Source organism: Chimaeribacter arupi, from assembly GCF_002858805.1.
Taxonomy (GTDB): domain Bacteria; phylum Pseudomonadota; class Gammaproteobacteria; order Enterobacterales; family Enterobacteriaceae; genus Chimaeribacter; species Chimaeribacter arupi.
Window position 1 is genome coordinate 1 of the sequence record NZ_PJZI01000020.1, and the last position, 17,760, is coordinate 17,760.

Consider the following 17,760-nt stretch of genomic DNA (forward strand, 5'->3'; position numbering starts at 1 on the left):
CGGGCAAATTGACAAAATGGGCGTTGCCGTTGAGCGCCTGAATCAGGCAGGCATTCTGGTTTCGCTGTTTATTGATGCCGATCTGCGCCAGATTGACGCTGCCGTGGCCGTGGGCGCGCCGTATATCGAAATCCATACCGGGGCTTATGCCGAAGCGGCGTCACCGCAGGCGCAACTGGCCGAGCTGGAGCGCATCAAACGTGCTGCTGCTTATGCCGCGGGCAAAGGGCTTTACGTGAATGCCGGCCACGGCCTGACTTACCACAACGTACAGCCGGTTGCCGCCATTGCTGAGATGCACGAGCTGAATATCGGCCATGCCATTATTGGCCGGGCGGTAATAAGCGGTCTGGCAGACGCAGTGCGGGATATGAAAACCCTGATGCTGGATGCCCGCCGCTGATGGCTATTCTGGGGCTGGGTACCGATATCGTAGAAATATCACGCATTGAAGCCGTGGTGGAACGCAATGGTGACCGGCTGGCCAGGCGCATCCTCTGTGACAATGAGTGGGCGCTCTACCAGCAACACCAGCAACCGGTGCGGTTTCTGGCCAAACGCTTTGCAGTGAAAGAGGCGGCCGCCAAGGCGCTTGGCACCGGCATCCGTCAGGGGCTGGCGTTTGAGCAGTTTGAAGTGGTCAATAATGTGCTCGGCAAGCCGGGGCTGGTACTGCATGCACGTGCGGCCGAGATTGCTGCCGAAATGGGCGTCACGTCAATTCATGTCACCCTGGCGGATGAACGCCGCTACGCCTGTGCCACCGTGATTGTGGAAGGGTAACACCGGCCTTTGGCACAACACTGCATCGGGTGGGTCAGCTTACCAGATGCAGTTCAACATATTTGTCCCACAACTGCTCGCGGGTTTCGGTGTGCTGCGGATCGATCAGGATAGTTTTGTCGATCGGGCAGACCTGTTGGCAGGTGGGGGCGTCATAATGGCCGACGCACTCGGTGCAGCGCGCCGGGTCAATCTCGTAGATAGCCTTTCCCATTGAAATGGCCTGATTCGGGCATTCCGGCTCGCACATGTCGCAGTTGATGCATTTTTTGGTGATCAGCAGGGCCATGGTGGTCTCTTCATTAAAACGGGAGGCGGAGTATACCAGAATGCCTGAATCTTGCTGAGCTAAGCCACGCCGGCCTGATCCCGGTCAAATCAGCTTTTTCATTAGCGCTTCGCTGTGGCGGATATGGGACGACGCATGATCGGCATCGTGCTGGATCAGCGCCATAAACAGCAGATCGGTCAGCGCATATTGCGCGGTGCTGGCGGAGATGGCTGCGCCCCGGGTGGCCGGCCGTTCTGCGACGGTGTAGAGGCTATGGTCGGCGCGCTGTTGCAGCCCATTGGGGGAGAAACTGGTCAGCGCCAACACCTTCGCCCCGGCTTGCCGCGCCACCTCTGCCGCCAGATTAATTTCACGCCGCTCACCGCTGAATGAGATAGCCAGCAGCAGGTCATCTGCCGTCAATGCCTGGGCGGTCGCCAGTTGCACATGGGTGTCAGATTCTGCGCTGGCCAGCACCCCAATCTTCAGCAGTTTATAGGCCAGATCTTTCGCCGCCAGCCCCGATGCGCCGATGCCCACCAGTAACACCCGTCGCGCCGCAGCCAGCATGTTCAAGGCCTGCTGGAGCCGCTCCTCGCTGTTGATGTCCAGCGTGGCGCGCAAAGCCGCCTGCTTTTCTGCCAGTAATTTCTCGCCCACAATTTTCAGGCTGTCCGTGCTGAGGATCTGGTTATGCACCGTCACCGCCGCCTGATCCCCGGCGGAGGCCAGGCTTTCGCTCAGGGCCAGCTTCAGTGCCGGAAAACCCCGGTAACCGAGTTTCTGGGCGAATTTCACCACGCTCGACTGGCTGACCCCGGCCTGCTGCGCCAGTTGTTGGGAGCTGAGATGACGGGCGCTTTCCGTGTGTGACAATAGAAAATCAGCCAGTTTGCGGTCATTCTGCGCCAGCGAATGATAAATCTGACGAATACGTAAAAAGCTGCTCATAAATTTATTCCTGCAAAGGGGCAACAGAAGCACGGGCAAGCACGCCGCCGATCACGGTTTTGATCGCCTGACAAATAAAGTAGCAAATTCTGCTCGTGTTAAAGAATAAAATATTCAATGATAATTTATCTTTCATGAATTAAATATTCAAAGGCAACGTTATGAACCTAGGCTCACTGATTTCTGAAACCCGTAACCCCGACACCCTGCGGCTGGATGAGATGACCACGCTGGAGATGGTCACCGCCTTCAATCGTGAAGACCACAAAGTGCCGGACGCCATTGCCCAGGTGCTGCCGCAGGTGGCGGAGGCGGTTGATCTGGCCGCAGCGGCGCTGCGTGCCGGGGGGCGCATTATCTATCTCGGTGCCGGCACCAGCGGACGGCTGGGCGTGCTGGATGCGTCAGAGTGCCCGCCCACGTTTGGTGTGGATCATGGGGTGGTGGTGGGGCTTATCGCCGGGGGCCCGGGCGCATTGCTGAAAGCCGTGGAGGGCGCGGAAGACAGCCTGACGCTGGGCGCAGAGGATCTTCAGGCCATCGCGCTGGCCCCGCATGATCTGGTGGTGGGGCTGGCGGCGTCGGGCCGTACCCCGTATGTGATCGGCGCATTGCGCCATGCACGCGAAGCCGGTTGCGCCACGGTCGCGATCTCCTGTAACCCGGACTCGCCCATTGCCCATGAGGCGCAGGTGGCCATCAGCCCGGTGGTGGGCCCGGAGGCACTGACCGGGTCAACCCGGCTCAAGTCCGGCACGGCACAAAAGCTGGTGCTGAATATGATCTCCACCGGCGCCATGGTCAAAACCGGCAAGGTTTACCAGAACCTGATGGTGGACGTGAAAGCCACCAACGAAAAGCTGGTGGATCGCGCCTGCCGCATTGTGGTGGAGGCCACCGGTGCTGCACGTCACGAGGCGGAACAGGCGTTGCAGCAGACCGGTTTTGAGGTGAAGCCGGCCATCCTGATGATCCTGGCTGAGGTCAGCGCGGACGAAGCCTGCCGGCGGCTGGCACACCATAACGGCTATTTGCGCGCGGCGATCGCGGGCTGACACCAGATGAGGTGGAAAAATGGACAAAACCACAGCCTTAGCGACCGAACTCCTGGCGGGTATCGGCGGCGAAGCGAACATCAGCAAGCTGGAAAACTGCATGACGCGGGTGCGCGTTGAAGTCAAAGATGAACAGCAACTGATGCTGGCCGAGCTGCGCAACCTGGACGGGATAAAGGGTTACATCAAGCAGGGTGAACAGCATCAGTTCATCGTTGGCCCCGGCGCGGCGGCCAAAGTGGTGGATTGTATGCGCAGCCTGCTGTCAGACAGGCCGGCCACCGCGCAGGATGAGATAGCACGCAACAAGGCTGTCGCGAAAGCCAGATACGCGGCACCGATGAGTGAGGCGCTGAAAAAACTGGCGGCGGTGTTTATCCCGCTGATCCCGGCATTTATCGCCTCCGGCCTGATTACCGGCATCATCAACCTGCTGAAACGGCCGGACATTGCCGGTGAGTTTGCGGTGCATTACCCGAATGTGCTGGGGTTGCTGGGCATTTTCGGCAGTGCGGTGTTCGCCATCATGAATATCCTGGTGGGGGTGAACGCGGCGCGGGTCTTTGGCGGCTCGCTGGCGATGGGCGGGGTGATGGCCGGGATTTTAACCAGCCCGGCCCTGGCGCAAATTGTGCTGTTTGGCGAGCCGTTGCAACCAGGGCGCGGCGGGGTGATTGCCGTATTGCTGGTGGTGGCGCTGATGTGCTGGGTAGAACGCCGGTTACGCGCCTGGCTGCCGGAATCGGTGGAACTGATAGTCAATCCGCTGCTGACCACGTTGATCACCGCAAGCTTGGCTATCCTTATAGTGCAGCCGCTGGGCGGATATATCTCCGATGCCATTGTACTGGGCGTGAATGTGGCGCTGGAGCAGGGCGGGCTGCTGGTCGGTGCGCTGTTGTCCGGTTTTTTCCTGCCGCTGGTGCTCTCCGGGTTGCATCAGGGGCTGGTGCCGATCCATGTGGAGATGGTACAGGCGCACGGTAACAATCCCCTGTTGCCGATTCTGGCGATGGCCGGTGTCGGGCAGGTGGGGGCCGCCCTCGCGGTGTTGTTGAGGACACGCAACGCGCGGCTGAAGAAAGTGATTAAAGGCGCGCTGCCGGTGGGCATCCTGGGTATTGGCGAGCCGCTGATTTTTGGTGTGACCCTGCCGCTGGGCAAACCGTTTCTGGGTGCGTGCCTGGGCGGGGCAGTGGGCGGTGCCTTGATAAGTTACTGGAAAGTGGCTACGGTCATTACTTTCGGCATCTCAGGATTGCCGCTGGCCCTGACCATTATTGCCGGTAAAGTGATGTTTTATCTGATGGGTTGTTTGATCACGGTACTGGCAGGATTTATTTTCACCTGGATATTAGGATTCACCGATCCTGAGGAGTAACTTTTGAGCGCGGAACAAGCCCGGCGGGTAGTGTTTTTTGATTTGGATGGAACGCTGCATCAGCAGGACATGTTCGGCAGTTTTTTACGTTTCCTGCTGTGGCGGATGCCGCAAAATCTGGTGCTGGTGGTGCCGTTGTTACCGGTGATTGGGCTTGGCCTGCTGATCGGCGGCCGGGCGACCCGCTGGCCGATGAGCCTGCTGCTGTGGGCCATCACCTTTGGCCACAGCGAGGCGCACCTGCGCGACCTGGAATTGCGTTTTGTCACCTGGTTCCGCAGCATTGTGACCGCTTTCCCGGTGGTACAGATGCGCCTGAACGAGTATCTCGACAAGCACAATGCCGAAGTCTGGCTGATTACCGGATCGCCGCAACGGCTGGTGGAGCAGGTTTACAGCGGCTCCGAATTCCTGCCGCGTGTGCGGCTGGTCGGCAGCCGGATGGCGCGCCGTAATGGGGGCTGGGTATTGCCGTTGCGCTGCCTCGGGATGCAGAAAGTGGTGGAGCTTGAACAGCGCCTGGGCACCCCGCTGAAACTCTACAGCGGGTACAGTGACAGCAAGCAGGATAACCCGCTGCTGTTTTTCTGTGAGCACCGTTTCCGCGTCAGCAAAGAAGGGGAGCTGCAACAGCTCGAGTAACGGCAGCACACCGGCGTGGCAAACCGGCAGCAGAGACTCTCAGGGCGGAATTTCCGCCCTTTTTTATTGCGTGCGCCACAGAGCCGGGCCGGGGCCGATAGATAAGCTAGAATGCGATCGTCTGCCGTGTATAATGCGCGCGGCAAATGAATGAGAGGTCAAGGTGACGCAGGATATTAACCATGAATTTTGGATGCGGCACGCATTGACGCTGGCGCAACGCGCGCAGGATGAAGGGGAAGTGCCGGTCGGTGCCGTGCTGGTGCTGGATAACCAGCCGATTGGCGAGGGTTGGAACCGGCCGATTGGCCGCCACGATCCTACCGCCCATGCGGAGATCATGGCCCTGCGCCAGGGCGGGCAGGTGATGCAGAATTACCGCCTGCTGGAGGCCACGCTGTATGTCACCCTGGAGCCGTGTGTGATGTGCGCCGGGGCGATGGTGCACAGCCGGATCGGGCGGCTGGTGTACGGCGCAGACGATCGTAAAACCGGGGCGGCCGGCTCATTGCTGGATGTGTTGCGCCACCCCGGCATGAACCATCAGGTGGCGATTGAATCCGGCGTGCTGGCTGACGCCTGTTCAGCGATGCTGAGTGACTTCTTCCGCCTGCGCCGCGCGCAGCAGAAAGCACTGAAACAGGCCGCCAAAGCCGCAGGCGGCCACTGAGTCTCCCTGCGGTTAAGGGGCCAGCGCCACGGCGGCCGGCACGGCCGGGTACGCTGTCGCATATTCCGCATCAAGGGCCGCCTGTTGGGCGGCTTTTTTCTCGCGCTCTTCCAGGTAGCCGACCAGGCTGGCCTGATAGCGGCGGATATTCTCCACGTAGTTGTACGCTTCCTGGCCGCGCGCGTAGCCGTAGGTGGTCTGCGTGTAATAGCGGCGCTGGCTCAGCATCGGCAACCGCTGTTTTACATCCACCCAGCTGTCCGGGTTACCCTGTTGCGCTTTGGTGAGTTTGCGTGCATCCAGCATATGGCCGTAGCCCATATTGTACGCCGCCAGCGCAAACCAGATGCGCTCATCCGGCGGGATGGTGTCCGGCACTTTCGCCATCAGCCGCTCAAGGTAGAGCGCGCCTCCCTGAATGCTCTGCTCGGAGTCCAGCCGGTCATCCACGCCCAGCCCGGCGGCGGTGGCGCGGGTCAGCATCATCAGGCCGCGCACCCCGGTGGGGGAGGTGGCGGTGGGGTCCCAGTGCGACTCCTGATAGGCGATCACCGCCAGTAACCGCCAGTCAATCTGGCGCGCATACTTCTCAAACAGCGGTTTCAGGCTGGGCAGGGTGCTGTCAATGGCGGCCAGGAACGTCCGCGTATCCACATAATCAAAGCTGCCGACATGGCCGAGGTATTTCTCCTCCAGCCGCGCCAGCGAGCCGTCTTCCATCATCTGGCTGAAAAAATCGAGCATCGCCGCATAGAGGCTGTCATTGCCGCCGCGCGGGAAATACCAGGTGACCGGTTCCTCTTCGGTGATATCAAACGCCACCGCCAGCCGTGGGTGGATGCGTTGCAGCAACCCGATGGTTACCGAGTCGCCGATGCTGTATGCCAGTTTACCGTCCGCGACCTGTTCCAGCAGCTCGCGGGTGGAGAGATCGCTGGAGGATTCCCACGCCAGATCCGGGTGCTTGCCCTCTTTCAGCTGCTTCAGGGTGCTGATATAGGCCGAGCCGGAGGCCACCGCCAGCCGCCCTTTCAGCGCGTCGATATTTTTCGGCCGTACGCTGCCCTGCCGGTAAACCAGCTGCTGCGACACAGAGTAGTAAGCGGGGCCGGCGCGGAAGCGGGCGAGCCGCTCGGTGTTATAAATCAGGCCGGCGGCGATCAGGTCGGCCCGCTGGTCGTCCAGATCATCAAACAGTTCATCGATGCTGCGGCGCGGCGTCACCACCAGTTTCACCCCCAGGTAGGCAGCGAAACGCTGGGCCAGTTCGTAGTCCAGCCCACCGGCCCCGGTCTGGGAGGTGTAATAGGTCAGCGGCGAATTAAGCGTGCTGATGCGCAGTTCGCCACGCGACAGGATGCGGTCAAGCGGGTCGTTCTGGTTGCTGTGCCAGGGTATGGCGGGCCAAAGGGCCAGCGCCAGCAGCAGGGCGACCGCACCGACCAAAAGGTAATTTAATTGTATGCGCTTCAAATAGTTGTCTCGTCGCGGCGCGTGTTGATTGCGTGTGTAAAATGTTGCCAAAATAGAGCTGAAATCACTGTGCCGGGGCATTTTGCTCAACAAAAAGTCAGCGTGCAACTTTATTGGCATCCTATGCCAAAAGGCAGGGCGGTGCAGTTAATCGCAACAATCGCTACGCAAACGGTTTCGTATGCGGGTGGGATTCTCTATAATGGCCGGCGTTTTCCCCCTGTTGCGCCCAATGAAGCCCTTTTGCCTGCGGCTTCGAAGACGAGAGAACTGAAATGATGGAAATACTGCGTGGTTCGCCCGCTTTGTCGGCTTTTCGTATTAACAAACTGTTATCCCGTTGCCAGGAAGCCCGCCTGCCGGTCGATGCGGTTTACGCTGAATATGTACACTTCGCCGACGTCTCTGCGCCGCTCAGCGCTGACGAACAGACCAAGCTGCAACGCCTGCTGAAATATGGCCCCTCTCTCGCCGAACATGCGCCGCAAGGCCGCCTGCTGCTGGTGACCCCACGCCCTGGTACGATTTCCCCCTGGTCTTCCAAAGCCACCGACATCGCCCACAACTGCGGCCTTATGCAGGTCACGCGCCTGGAGCGCGGCCTGGCCTTCTATATTGAAGCGCCCACGCTGACGGACGATCAGTGGCAGGCACTGGCCGCGTTGCTGCATGACCGCATGATGGAAACCGTGTTTACCGAACTGGAGCAGGCCCAGGCACTGTTTGCGCACCATCAGCCCGCCCCGGTTCAGCATGTGGATGTGCTGGGTGAAGGGCGCGGCGCGCTGGAGCAGGCAAACCTCCGCCTTGGGCTGGCGCTGGCGCAGGATGAGATCGACTACCTGCAACAGGCCTTTACCACGCTCGGGCGCAACCCGACCGATATCGAGCTGTACATGTTTGCCCAGGCAAACTCCGAGCACTGCCGCCATAAAATTTTCAACGCCGACTGGGTGATTGATGGCGAAACGCAGCCGAAATCGCTGTTCAAAATGATCAAAAACACCTTTGAGAAAACCCCGGATCACGTGCTGTCTGCTTATAAAGACAATGCCGCGGTGATGGAAGGCTCGAAGGTAGGGCGCTTCTTTGCTGACGCAGAGGGCGGGCGCTATGACTACCATCAGGAAGAGGCGCACATCCTGATGAAAGTGGAAACCCACAACCACCCGACCGCCATCTCCCCGTGGCCGGGCGCGGCCACCGGCTCCGGCGGTGAAATCCGTGACGAGGGTGCCACCGGGCGCGGCGCGAAACCCAAAGCCGGGTTGGTGGGCTTCTCGGTCTCCAACCTGCGCATTCCCGGCTTCGAACAGCCCTGGGAAGAGGATTTCGGCAAGCCGGAGCGCATCGTCACTGCGCTGGAGATCATGACCGATGGCCCGCTGGGCGGCGCGGCATTCAATAACGAATTCGGCCGCCCGGCGCTGCTGGGCTACTTCCGTACCTATGAAGAACAGGTCAACAGCCATAACGGCGTGGAGCTGCGCGGCTACCACAAGCCGATCATGCTGGCGGGCGGCATCGGTAACATCCGTGCCGACCATGTGCAGAAGGGCGAGATCACCGTCGGTGCCAAACTGATTGTGCTCGGCGGCCCGGCCATGAATATCGGCCTTGGCGGCGGCGCAGCCTCATCAATGGCCTCCGGCCAGTCTGATGCCGATCTCGATTTCGCATCAGTACAGCGTGACAACCCGGAGATGGAGCGCCGTTGCCAGGAGGTGATTGACCGCTGCTGGCAGCTGGGCGAAGCGAACCCGATCCTGTTTATCCATGACGTCGGCGCAGGCGGCCTCTCGAATGCCATGCCGGAGCTGGTCAGTGACGGCGGCCGCGGCGGCCGTTTTGAACTGCGTGACATCCTGAATGACGAGCCGGGCATGAGCCCGCTGGAAGTCTGGTGTAATGAGTCGCAGGAGCGCTATGTACTGGCGGTTGACCCGGCCCAGCTGGCGCAGTTTGACGCCATCTGCCGCCGTGAACGTGCACCCTATGCGGTGATTGGCGAAGCGACGGAGGAGCGCCACCTGACGCTGAATGACCGCCATTTCGACAACCAGCCGATCGACATGCCGCTGGATGTGCTGCTGGGCAAAACGCCGAAGATGCTGCGTGATGTGACGCGCCAGCAGGCGGCCGGTGCGCCGTTGCAGCGTGAGGGCATCACGCTGGCGGACGCCGTGAAGCGCGTACTGCACCTGCCGGCGGTGGCGGAAAAAACCTTCCTGATCACCATTGGCGACCGCACCGTGACCGGCATGGTCGCGCGTGACCAGATGGTCGGCCCGTGGCAGATCCCGGTGGCAGACTGCGCGGTGACCACCGCCAGCCTCGACAGCTACCACGGTGAGGCGATGTCACTGGGTGAGCGCGCGCCGGTGGCGCTGCTGAACTTTGCCGCCTCGGCACGCCTGGCGGTGGGCGAGGCGTTGACCAACCTGGCGGCCACGCAGATTGGCGGCCTGAAGCGGGTGAAACTCTCCGCCAACTGGATGTCCGCGGCCGGGCACCCTGGCGAAGACGCCGGTTTGTATGACGCGGTGCGCGCCGTGGGTGAAGAACTCTGCCCGGCGCTGGGCATCACCATCCCGGTCGGCAAAGATTCCATGTCGATGAAAACCCGCTGGCAGGCCGGTACCGAACAGCGTGAGATGACGTCCCCGCTGTCGCTGGTGATCACCGCTTTTGCCCGCGTGGAAGACGTGCGCCGCACCGTGACGCCGCAACTGCGTACCGATAAAGGCGACAGCGCGCTGCTGCTGGTTGACCTCGGCAACGGCCGGAACGCGTTGGGTGCGACCGCACTGGCGCAGGTTTACCGCCAATTGGGTGACCAGACCGCTGACGTGCATGATGCCCAGCAGCTCGCCGGTTTCTTCAACGCCATGCAGGCGCTGGTGGCCGACGAAAAACTGCTGGCCTACCACGACCGCGGTGACGGCGGCCTGCTGGTGACGCTGGCAGAAATGGCCTTCGCCGGCCATTGCGGGCTGGACGCGGATATCCGGGCGCTGGGTGATGATCACCTGGCGGCGCTGTTCAACGAAGAACTCGGCGCAGTGATTCAGGTGAGCGCTGACCAGCGTGAGGCCGTAGAAGCCGTGCTGGCGCAGCATGGCCTGCAAGCGTGTACTCACTATCTGGGTCGCGTGACGGAAGGCGATCGCGTTGTCATCCGCAGCGGTGACAAAACCGTTTACAGCGAGAGCCGCCGCACTCTGCGTACCTGGTGGGCAGAAACCACCTGGCAGATGCAGCGCCTGCGGGACAACCCGGCGTGCGCCGATCAGGAGCATCAGGCCAAGCAGCAGGAGAACGATCCGGGCCTGAACGTCAACCTGACTTTTGCCATCGATGAAGATGTGGCGGCCCCCTATATTATCAAGCAGGCGCGCCCGAAAGTGGCGGTACTGCGCGAGCAGGGCGTTAACTCCCATGTGGAGATGGCGGCCGCGTTCCACCGTGCCGGGTTCGACGCAGTGGATGTGCACATGAGCGACCTGCTGGAAGGCCGCCGGAATTTGCAGGACTTCCATACGCTGGTGGCCTGTGGCGGCTTCTCCTATGGTGATGTGCTGGGCGCCGGTGAAGGCTGGGCAAAATCGGTGCTGTTCAACAACCAGGTGCGCGATGAGTTTGAGGCCTTCTTCAACCGGCCACAGACGCTGGCGCTGGGCGTGTGCAACGGCTGCCAGATGATGTCCAACCTGAAAGAGCTGATCCCGGGGGCGGAACACTGGCCGCGCTTTGTGCGCAACCAGTCAGACCGCTTCGAGGCTCGCTTCAGCCTGGTGGAAGTCACCGCCAGCCCGTCCCTGATGATGCAGGGCATGGCCGGTTCCCGGATGCCGATCGCCGTTTCCCACGGGGAAGGGCGCGTGGAAGTGCGTGATGCGGCGCATCTGGCTGAGCTGGAGCACCGCGGGCTGGTGGCGCTGCGTTACGTGGACAACAACGGCAGCGTGACGGAAACCTACCCGGCGAACCCGAACGGCTCGCCTAACGGCATTACCGCAGTAACCAACGCCAGCGGCCGCGTCACGGTGATGATGCCGCACCCGGAGCGCGTGTTCCGTACCGTCAGCAACTCCTGGCACCCGGACAACTGGGGCGAAGACAGCCCGTGGATGCGGATGTTCCGTAACGCCCGCCGTCAGTTGGGCTGATTTAACGGCTGTTTTTACTGCCCATTCTCAGGCGGCCTCCGGGCCGCCTTTTTTATGGCAGGGCCGGGTGTCGGGAAATTGCGACATACCCGGTTTTGGGTGTCTCTGAATAGCGACACGCAACCTATTGATTTTAATAATCTATAAATCAATGTGATTAAAGCGTCGGGTTTTAACGACAGGGAGAGTAGGAAGTAACCAATGTTTATCCGTATAGAAAAATAAAATAATCACCGCGCAATATAAAATTATTCTTAAATTTAATGAGTTAACGAATTTTATAAAAAGTTGGCATACATTGTGCTTATTAACGCTCAGTTGCTCATTCACCTTACTTATGACAGCCCCGCTGATGCGGACTATGCGCTCCATAAGACCCGAATGACGCCAAAGCAAGGTGCCTATCGTCCACCGCACCGATACCGCTGAAAGGCGCTATCACCCGCAGGGCGACACGTTGAGTGAGGCACCAACCTGACCACCTCCGGCGATGAAGGATTCATCCGACGAGGTAAAAAAAGGATGCGCACGTCCCGCTTCTGATGAATGCCCGGCATCATCACACCGGGGACGTCACCAGGCATCCACCTTTTCCGGTTACGGGGCCTGCGCCGCGTAATGATAGGTCGAATTACTATCAGAGTCTGAGTTTTACCCCCTTGCCTGCGGACTCCGTAAGGCCGGGCAGGACGCCCACCGATTTGAGCACCGCATGATGGCGGTGCTTTTTTTTGCCTGTTTTTCAGCGCGGCGGCGGGGTGGGGTATACTGCCGGGCCGTGATGCGCACGGATTCAGCAAGGAGCCGGTTACCCCATGCGATTCACCAAACACCTTTTTGCCCGCAAAAGGCTGTCGATAAAAAGCGGGCGGCTGTTCCCGCGTTCGCTGCGCCAGCTGGTGCTGATGGCGTTCCTGCTGGTGCTGCTGCCGCTGCTGGTGCTGGCTTACCAGGCCTATGAGAGCCTGGACAACCTCAGCGCCCAGGCGGCGGACATCAACCGCACCACGCTGAGCGATGCCCGCCGCAGTGAGGCGATGACCAGCGTGGCGCTGGAGATGGAGCGCAGTTACCGCCAGTATTGTGTGCTGGATGACGCCACACTGGCTCGGCTCTACCAGAACCAGCGCAAACAGTACGCGCAGATGCTCGGCACCCACGCCACCATTTTACCTGACCCCCGCTACTACCAGACGCTGCGCACCCTGCTGAACCAGCTGGCGGTGATGACGTGCCGCGAGAGCAGCCCGGCCCCGCAGGCGGCTGACGGGCTGGCGCAATTCTCCCGCGCCAATGCGGAAATGGTGCAGGCCACGCGCAACATCATCTTCTCCCGCGGGCAGCAGCTCCAGCACGCGATAGCCGAACGCGGCCAGTACTTTGGCTGGCAGGCGCTGCTGCTGTTCCTGCTCAGCGTCGCGCTGGTGGTGCTGTTTACCCGCATGATCATCGGCCCGGTCAAGGGCGTGGAACGGATGATCAACCGGCTGGGCGAAGGGCGGGCGCTGGGCAACAGCGTCTCTTTCCGCGGCCCGCGTGAGATCCGTTCGCTGGCGCAGCGCATTATCTGGCTGAGTGAACGGCTGGCCTGGCTGGAGTCACAGCGGCATGAATTCCTGCGCCATATCTCCCATGAGCTGAAAACGCCGCTGGCCAGTATGCGCGAAGGCACGGAGCTGCTGGCAGATGAAGTCGCCGGGCCGCTGACCCGTGACCAGCAGGAGGTGGTGGCGATCCTTGACCACAGCAGCCGGCACCTGCAAAAGCTGATTGAACAACTGCTGGATTACAACCGCAAACTGGCGGATGGCCCGGCCGGGAAAGAGGGGGTGGCACTGGCGGCGCTGATCAACCGGATCATGGCCGATCACAGCCTGCCGGCCCGTGCCAAGCAGATCACCACCCGGCTTGAGCTGGATGTGGCGGAGTGCTGGGCCGAGCCGACGCTGCTGATGCGCGCGCTGGACAATCTCTACTCCAATGCGGTGCACTACGGGGCTGAATCCGGTACCATTTGGGTCCGCAGCCAGCAGGTGGGCAACAGGGTACAGATTGAGGTGGCCAACAGCGGCACACCGATAGCCGAGGCGGAAAAAGCGATGGTCTTTGAGCCGTTTTTCCAGGGCAGCCAGCAGCGGAAAGGCGCTGTCAAAGGCAGCGGGCTGGGGCTGAGCATCGCCCATGACTGTATCCGCCGTATGCAGGGTGATCTGCAGCTGGTGAATGTCGCCTATGCTGATGTCTGCTTTCGCATTGAATTGCCTCTAACCGCCGGGAATGAATAACCATGATAACGCTTTCACTGCACACCCTGTTACGACAGGGGGCCGGACTGGCACAGGCCATCCGCCACGGCTGGCGCGCCCGGCTGGCAGCGCTGGCCGGTATGCCGTTACTGCTGGTGGGCTGTATGCAGGGCGGCGGCCAGGGGGCCGCGCTCTCCACGCCGGAAAAAATCCCGGACAAGCAGGTGATCGATTTCCGCGTCGCCTCCTGTGACACCCTCTGGGATCTGGACGGGAAAGAGTACACCGAGAACCCGCTCTATTGGTTGCGTGCGATGGATTGCGCAGACCGGCTGGGTGCCGTCCAGGCGCGCCAGCTCGGCACCTCAATGGACGTGACCGGCTGGGAGAACGCCTTCCGGCAGGGGATCCTGCTCTCCAGCGCTGCGCCATCGCCCGGTGAGCGCCGCCTGCTGCTGGAAAAAGTGAACCAGCACCGCGCACAGATGCCCGGCTCGCTGCGGCCGCTGGTGCAACTGTGGCGCGAGCGCCAGAATCTGGAGATTGTGCTGAATGATGACCGGGCCAAAGCACAGCGCGCGCAGGAACTCGCCGCCAGCCAGTTGACGGCGCTGCACCAGACGCAGGCGCTGCTGCAAAACAAACTCAATGACACCCGGCAAAAGCTGGAAAACCTCACCGATATCGAACGCCAGCTCTCCTCGCGCAAGCAGTTGCAGGGGGAGTTGCCGGAAAGCGGCGAAAACCGCGGCAGCGCCCGCCCGGTTGAGCCGGATGACACCTACACGCCGCCCGCCGCGCAAGGCAGCCGGGCGTCCACCTCCGCCAACCCTTAAGGAGCGTCAGGGAGATGACCCAACGCAAACCCGCCAATCTGTTACTGGTCGATGATGACCCCAGCCTGCTGAAACTGCTGGGGATGCGCCTCACCAGTGAGGGCTTCAGCGTCACCACCGCCGGAAGCGGCCAGGAGGCGCTGCGGCTGCTGGCGCGTGACAAGATTGATCTGGTGATAAGCGACCTGCGGATGGATGAAATGGACGGCCTGGCGCTGTTCGCGGAGATCCAGAAACACCAGCCGGGGATGCCGGTGATTATCCTCACCGCCCACGGCTCGATCCCGGATGCGGTGGCCGCCACCCAGCAAGGCGTGTTCAGCTTCCTCACCAAACCGGTGGACCGCGATGCGCTCTACAAAGCGATTGATGAGGCGCTGGCGCTGACCACCGCTTCCGCCACCGATGAGCGCTGGCGGGAGGCGATCGTGACCCGCAGCCCGCTGATGCTGCGCCTGCTGGAGCAGGCGAGAATGGTGGCGCAATCGGATGTCAGCGTGCTGATTAACGGCCAGAGCGGCACCGGCAAAGAGGTGCTGGCACAGGCGATCCACGCGGCCAGCCCGCGCGCGAAAAACGCGTTTATCGCCATTAACTGTGGGGCGCTGCCGGAGCAATTGCTGGAGTCTGAACTGTTCGGCCACGCCAAAGGCGCCTTTACCGGCGCGGTCAGCCAGCGGGAAGGGCTGTTCCAGGCCGCCGAGGGCGGCACGCTGTTTCTCGACGAGATTGGCGACATGCCGCTGTCGCTTCAGGTCAAATTGCTGCGGGTATTGCAGGAGCGCAAAGTGCGCCCGCTCGGCAGCAACCGGGATCTGGACGTGAATGTGCGGATTATCTCCGCCACCCACCGTGACCTGCCGAAAGTGATGGCCAAGGGCGAGTTCCGCGAAGATCTCTTCTACCGGCTGAATGTGGTTAACCTTAAATTGCCTGCGCTGAATGAGCGGCCGGAGGATATCCCGCTGCTGGCCAATCACCTGCTGCGCGAGGCGGCAACCCGGCATAAACCCTTTGTGCGCAGCTTCTCCGCGGATGCGATGCGGCGGCTGATGGCCGCCGGCTGGCCGGGCAACGTGCGCCAGTTGGTCAACGTGATAGAGCAGTGTGTGGCGCTGACCACCGCCCCGGTGATCAGCGATGCGCTGGTGGAGCAGGCGCTGGAAGGGGAGAACACCGTGTTGCCGACCTTCGCGGAGGCGCGCAACCAGTTCGAGCTGCACTATCTGCGCAAGTTGCTGCAAATCGCCAAGGGCAATGTCACCCAGGCCGCACGGATGGCGGGGCGCAACCGCACCGAGTTCTACAAGCTGCTGTCGCGCCACGAGCTGGATGCCAATGACTTTAAAGAGTAAATGCACGTGCGGTGCAGGGCGTTGCGGCTAAACAAACTGGCCGGAATGCTTTACACTCGCAAGCCTGTTGCCCGTCACTGGGCACATGGCGGGGCAGGATACCGGGCAGATGCCATACTTGAAGCCCGGCAGCACCCCATAAGAGATGCCGCCATCAGGACGCCGGCTTTCACAGCCACAGGTCTTTGCTCTTCGCAGCCGGACATGTCCGGCCTGTCGCAACAGGGCGCGGCGCCAGACGACAACCTCCGGCTTTAGCCGCATATTATGTAAAAGAAAGGGTTCGCCATGAAAAAAATTGACGCGATTATTAAGCCATTCAAGCTGGATGATGTCCGTGAGGCGCTGGCTGAAGTCGGGATCACCGGCATGACGGTGACGGAAGTGAAAGGGTTTGGCCGCCAGAAAGGCCACACTGAACTCTACCGTGGCGCGGAATATATGGTGGATTTCCTGCCGAAGGTGAAAATTGAGATTGTGGTGGCTGACGACATCGTGGATACCTGTGTCGAAACCATCATGAAGACCGCGCAGACCGGTAAAATCGGTGACGGGAAAATCTTTGTGTTTGATGTGCTGCGTGTGGTGCGTATCCGTACCGGCGAAGAGGACGAAGAGGCGATCTGACGCCTCCCGTCACCGGGCGGGATGGCTCCCGCCCGCGCTTTATCAAACCACTTTATGCGGGCCGAACACCTCATAGTGCAGGCGATCGGTGCTGACGCCCATCTCCAGCAGCTGGCGTGCGGCAAACTGCATAAAGGCCACCGGGCCGCACAGGTAGATGTGCAACGCCGGATTGCGCAGGGTTCCGGCCAGCGGCGCCAGATCCATCACCCCTTCTGTGTCATACCCTTCACCCTGTACATCCCCCTCAGCCGGGACGCGATACCAGATATGGCGGTGTAAACCCGGCATGTTCGCGGCGATATCCGCCACTTCCTGCGCGAACGCATGGACACGGCCATTTTCCGCGGCATGGAGCCACCAGACCGGCGCGCGGTGCTGCGTCTCATGCAGCGTGTGCAGCATGGCCAGCATCGGGGTCTGGCCCACCCCGGCGGAGATCAGCGCCACCGGCGTTTCCGGCGTCACGTCCATAAAGAAATCGCCGTGCGGTGCCGCCAGGTTAACCACGGTGCCGACCTGCGCCACATCATGCAGGTAGTTGGAGGCTTTACCGCCACCCTCACGTTTGACTGCGATCCGGTAGCTGCGGCCATTCGGGCTTTGCGTCAGCGAGTACTGGCGGATCTGCTGGTATTCGTTAAAGGCTTCATCCCGGATATAAACCGAAATGTACTGCCCCGGCTGGTAATCGGCGACCGGTTGGCCATCTACCGGTGCCAGTTCAATGCTGCTTATCACCTCGCTCTGCGGCGTTTTTGCCACAATGCGGAACGCCCGCACCCCTTCCCAGCCGCCGCGTTTGGCCGCAGTCTGCTGGTAGATCTGGCTTTCACGCTGGATAAAGACGTCGGCCAGTACCCCATAGGCTTTACCCCAGGCATCCAGCACCTCCTGGCCGGGGCTGAGCAACTCATCCAGCGTCGCCAGCAGGTTCTCACCCACAATCGCGTACTGCTCCGGGCGGATGTTCAGGCTGGTATGTTTCTGCGCAATCTTCTCCACCGCCGGCAGGATAGCCGGCAGGTTTTCAATGTTGGCCGCATAGGCACAAATGGCATTAAACAGTGCCTCACGCTGATCACCTTTCATCTGGTGGCTCATGTTGAACACATGTTTCAGCTCAGGGTGGCGGCCCAGCATACGGTCATAAAAGTGGGCGGTGAGGGCGGGGCCGGTCGCCACCAGAGCAGGAATGGTCGATTTGATGGTGGCGATGGTGGTGGTATCAAGCATGAGGTGCTCCTGAAGACGCGCGGCGTCAGAATTATAAATGATGTATTTTAAATGCATCTTATAGC

Annotated in this window: 15 protein-coding genes; 11 read left to right on the plus strand and 4 right to left on the minus strand. The window is 61.0% G+C overall.

Annotated elements, in window-relative coordinates; genetic code table 11:
- Nucleotides 1-403, plus strand: a 403-nt coding sequence (locus CYR52_RS12670; protein WP_175578994.1) for a pyridoxine 5'-phosphate synthase, incomplete at its 5' end; no start/stop codon positions are given.
- Nucleotides 403-783: a holo-ACP synthase gene (acpS, locus tag CYR52_RS12675; protein WP_072930197.1), complete on the plus strand. Its 381-nt coding sequence runs from the start codon at nt 403-405 to the stop codon at nt 781-783. The genes CYR52_RS12670 and acpS, both read left to right, overlap by 1 nt.
- A gap of 34 nt (nt 784-817) precedes the next feature.
- On the opposite strand, the gene CYR52_RS12680 is transcribed toward acpS, so the two are convergent.
- Both CYR52_RS12680 and CYR52_RS12685 read right to left on the minus strand, forming a co-directional pair.
- Nucleotides 818-1,072 (minus strand): YfhL family 4Fe-4S dicluster ferredoxin, encoded by a 255-nt coding sequence (locus CYR52_RS12680; protein WP_072930199.1) that lies wholly within the window; start codon nt 1,070-1,072, stop codon nt 818-820.
- Nucleotides 1,073-1,156: 84 nt separating this feature from the next.
- A complete protein-coding gene (locus CYR52_RS12685) occupies nt 1,157-2,005 on the minus strand; it encodes a MurR/RpiR family transcriptional regulator (RefSeq protein ID WP_072930200.1) in 849 nt (282 codons plus the stop codon).
- A gap of 161 nt (nt 2,006-2,166) precedes the next feature.
- Here CYR52_RS12685 and murQ point away from each other — a divergent pair, with 161 nt between their 5' ends.
- From murQ to tadA, 4 genes are all read left to right on the plus strand, one after another.
- On the plus strand, nt 2,167-3,060 hold the full coding sequence (gene murQ, locus CYR52_RS12690) for an N-acetylmuramic acid 6-phosphate etherase (RefSeq protein WP_072930202.1): 894 nt from the start codon (nt 2,167-2,169) through the stop codon (nt 3,058-3,060).
- A 19-nt stretch (nt 3,061-3,079) separates the two neighbouring features.
- The gene (locus CYR52_RS12695; RefSeq protein ID WP_101828700.1) at nt 3,080-4,441 is read left to right on the plus strand and encodes a PTS transporter subunit EIIC; all 1,362 of its coding nucleotides are present in this window, start codon (nt 3,080-3,082) and stop codon (nt 4,439-4,441) included.
- A gap of 3 nt (nt 4,442-4,444) precedes the next feature.
- Nucleotides 4,445-5,083, plus strand: a complete 639-nt coding sequence (gene yfhb, locus CYR52_RS12700; protein ID WP_072930206.1) for a phosphatidylglycerophosphatase C — start codon at nt 4,445-4,447, stop codon at nt 5,081-5,083.
- A gap of 163 nt (nt 5,084-5,246) precedes the next feature.
- The gene (gene tadA, locus CYR52_RS12705; protein ID WP_276327361.1) at nt 5,247-5,753 is read left to right on the plus strand and encodes a tRNA adenosine(34) deaminase TadA; all 507 of its coding nucleotides are present in this window, start codon (nt 5,247-5,249) and stop codon (nt 5,751-5,753) included.
- Between the two features lie 12 nt (nt 5,754-5,765).
- On the opposite strand, the gene mltF is transcribed toward tadA, so the two are convergent.
- Nucleotides 5,766-7,226, minus strand: coding sequence for a membrane-bound lytic murein transglycosylase MltF (gene mltF / locus CYR52_RS12710; protein WP_072930208.1), 1,461 nt, complete (start codon nt 7,224-7,226; stop codon nt 5,766-5,768).
- Between the two features lie 275 nt (nt 7,227-7,501).
- On the opposite strand from mltF, the gene purL reads away from it, so the two are divergent.
- The 5 genes from purL (at nt 7,502) to glnB (ending at nt 16,459) form a co-directional block, all read left to right on the plus strand.
- Nucleotides 7,502-11,395, plus strand: a complete 3,894-nt coding sequence (gene purL, locus CYR52_RS12715) for a phosphoribosylformylglycinamidine synthase (protein ID WP_165699089.1) — start codon at nt 7,502-7,504, stop codon at nt 11,393-11,395.
- Between the two features lie 815 nt (nt 11,396-12,210).
- Nucleotides 12,211-13,680, plus strand: a complete 1,470-nt coding sequence (locus CYR52_RS12720) for a sensor histidine kinase (protein ID WP_072930211.1) — start codon at nt 12,211-12,213, stop codon at nt 13,678-13,680.
- A 2-nt stretch (nt 13,681-13,682) separates the two neighbouring features.
- Nucleotides 13,683-14,477 carry a two-component system QseEF-associated lipoprotein QseG gene (gene qseG, locus CYR52_RS12725; RefSeq protein WP_072930213.1) on the plus strand — a complete coding sequence of 265 codons (795 nt, stop codon included), beginning with the start codon at nt 13,683-13,685 and terminating at the stop codon, nt 14,475-14,477.
- A 14-nt stretch (nt 14,478-14,491) separates the two neighbouring features.
- Complete coding sequence (gene glrR, locus CYR52_RS12730; RefSeq protein ID WP_072930215.1) at nt 14,492-15,832, plus strand: two-component system response regulator GlrR; 1,341 nt, start codon at nt 14,492-14,494, stop codon at nt 15,830-15,832.
- 288 nt (nt 15,833-16,120) lie between these two features.
- Entirely contained in the window at nt 16,121-16,459 is a 339-nt protein-coding gene (gene glnB, locus CYR52_RS12735; protein ID WP_072930217.1) for a nitrogen regulatory protein P-II, read from the plus strand.
- 42 nt (nt 16,460-16,501) lie between these two features.
- On the opposite strand, the gene hmpA is transcribed toward glnB, so the two are convergent.
- Nucleotides 16,502-17,695 carry an NO-inducible flavohemoprotein gene (hmpA, locus tag CYR52_RS12740; RefSeq protein ID WP_101828701.1) on the minus strand — a complete coding sequence of 398 codons (1,194 nt, stop codon included), beginning with the start codon at nt 17,693-17,695 and terminating at the stop codon, nt 16,502-16,504.
- Nucleotides 17,696-17,760 lie beyond the last annotated feature (65 nt).

Bases quoted from the DNA above. Each gene is read 5' to 3' on its own strand.
- qseG (WP_072930213.1), top strand. From the start codon at position 13,683: ATGATAACGCTTTCACTGCACACCCTGTTACGACAGGGGGCCGGACTG.
- CYR52_RS12695 (WP_101828700.1), top strand. From the start codon at position 3,080: ATGGACAAAACCACAGCCTTAGCGACCGAACTCCTGGCGGGTATCGGC.
- acpS (WP_072930197.1), top strand. From the start codon at position 403: ATGGCTATTCTGGGGCTGGGTACCGATATCGTAGAAATATCACGCATT.
- CYR52_RS12685 (WP_072930200.1), bottom strand. From the start codon at position 2,005: ATGAGCAGCTTTTTACGTATTCGTCAGATTTATCATTCGCTGGCGCAG.
- hmpA (WP_101828701.1), bottom strand. From the start codon at position 17,695: ATGCTTGATACCACCACCATCGCCACCATCAAATCGACCATTCCTGCT.
- CYR52_RS12720 (WP_072930211.1), top strand. From the start codon at position 12,211: ATGCGATTCACCAAACACCTTTTTGCCCGCAAAAGGCTGTCGATAAAA.
- glrR (WP_072930215.1), top strand. From the start codon at position 14,492: ATGACCCAACGCAAACCCGCCAATCTGTTACTGGTCGATGATGACCCC.
- CYR52_RS12680 (WP_072930199.1), bottom strand. From the start codon at position 1,072: ATGGCCCTGCTGATCACCAAAAAATGCATCAACTGCGACATGTGCGAG.
- purL (WP_165699089.1), top strand. From the start codon at position 7,502: ATGATGGAAATACTGCGTGGTTCGCCCGCTTTGTCGGCTTTTCGTATT.
- glnB (WP_072930217.1), top strand. From the start codon at position 16,121: ATGAAAAAAATTGACGCGATTATTAAGCCATTCAAGCTGGATGATGTC.
- murQ (WP_072930202.1), top strand. From the start codon at position 2,167: ATGAACCTAGGCTCACTGATTTCTGAAACCCGTAACCCCGACACCCTG.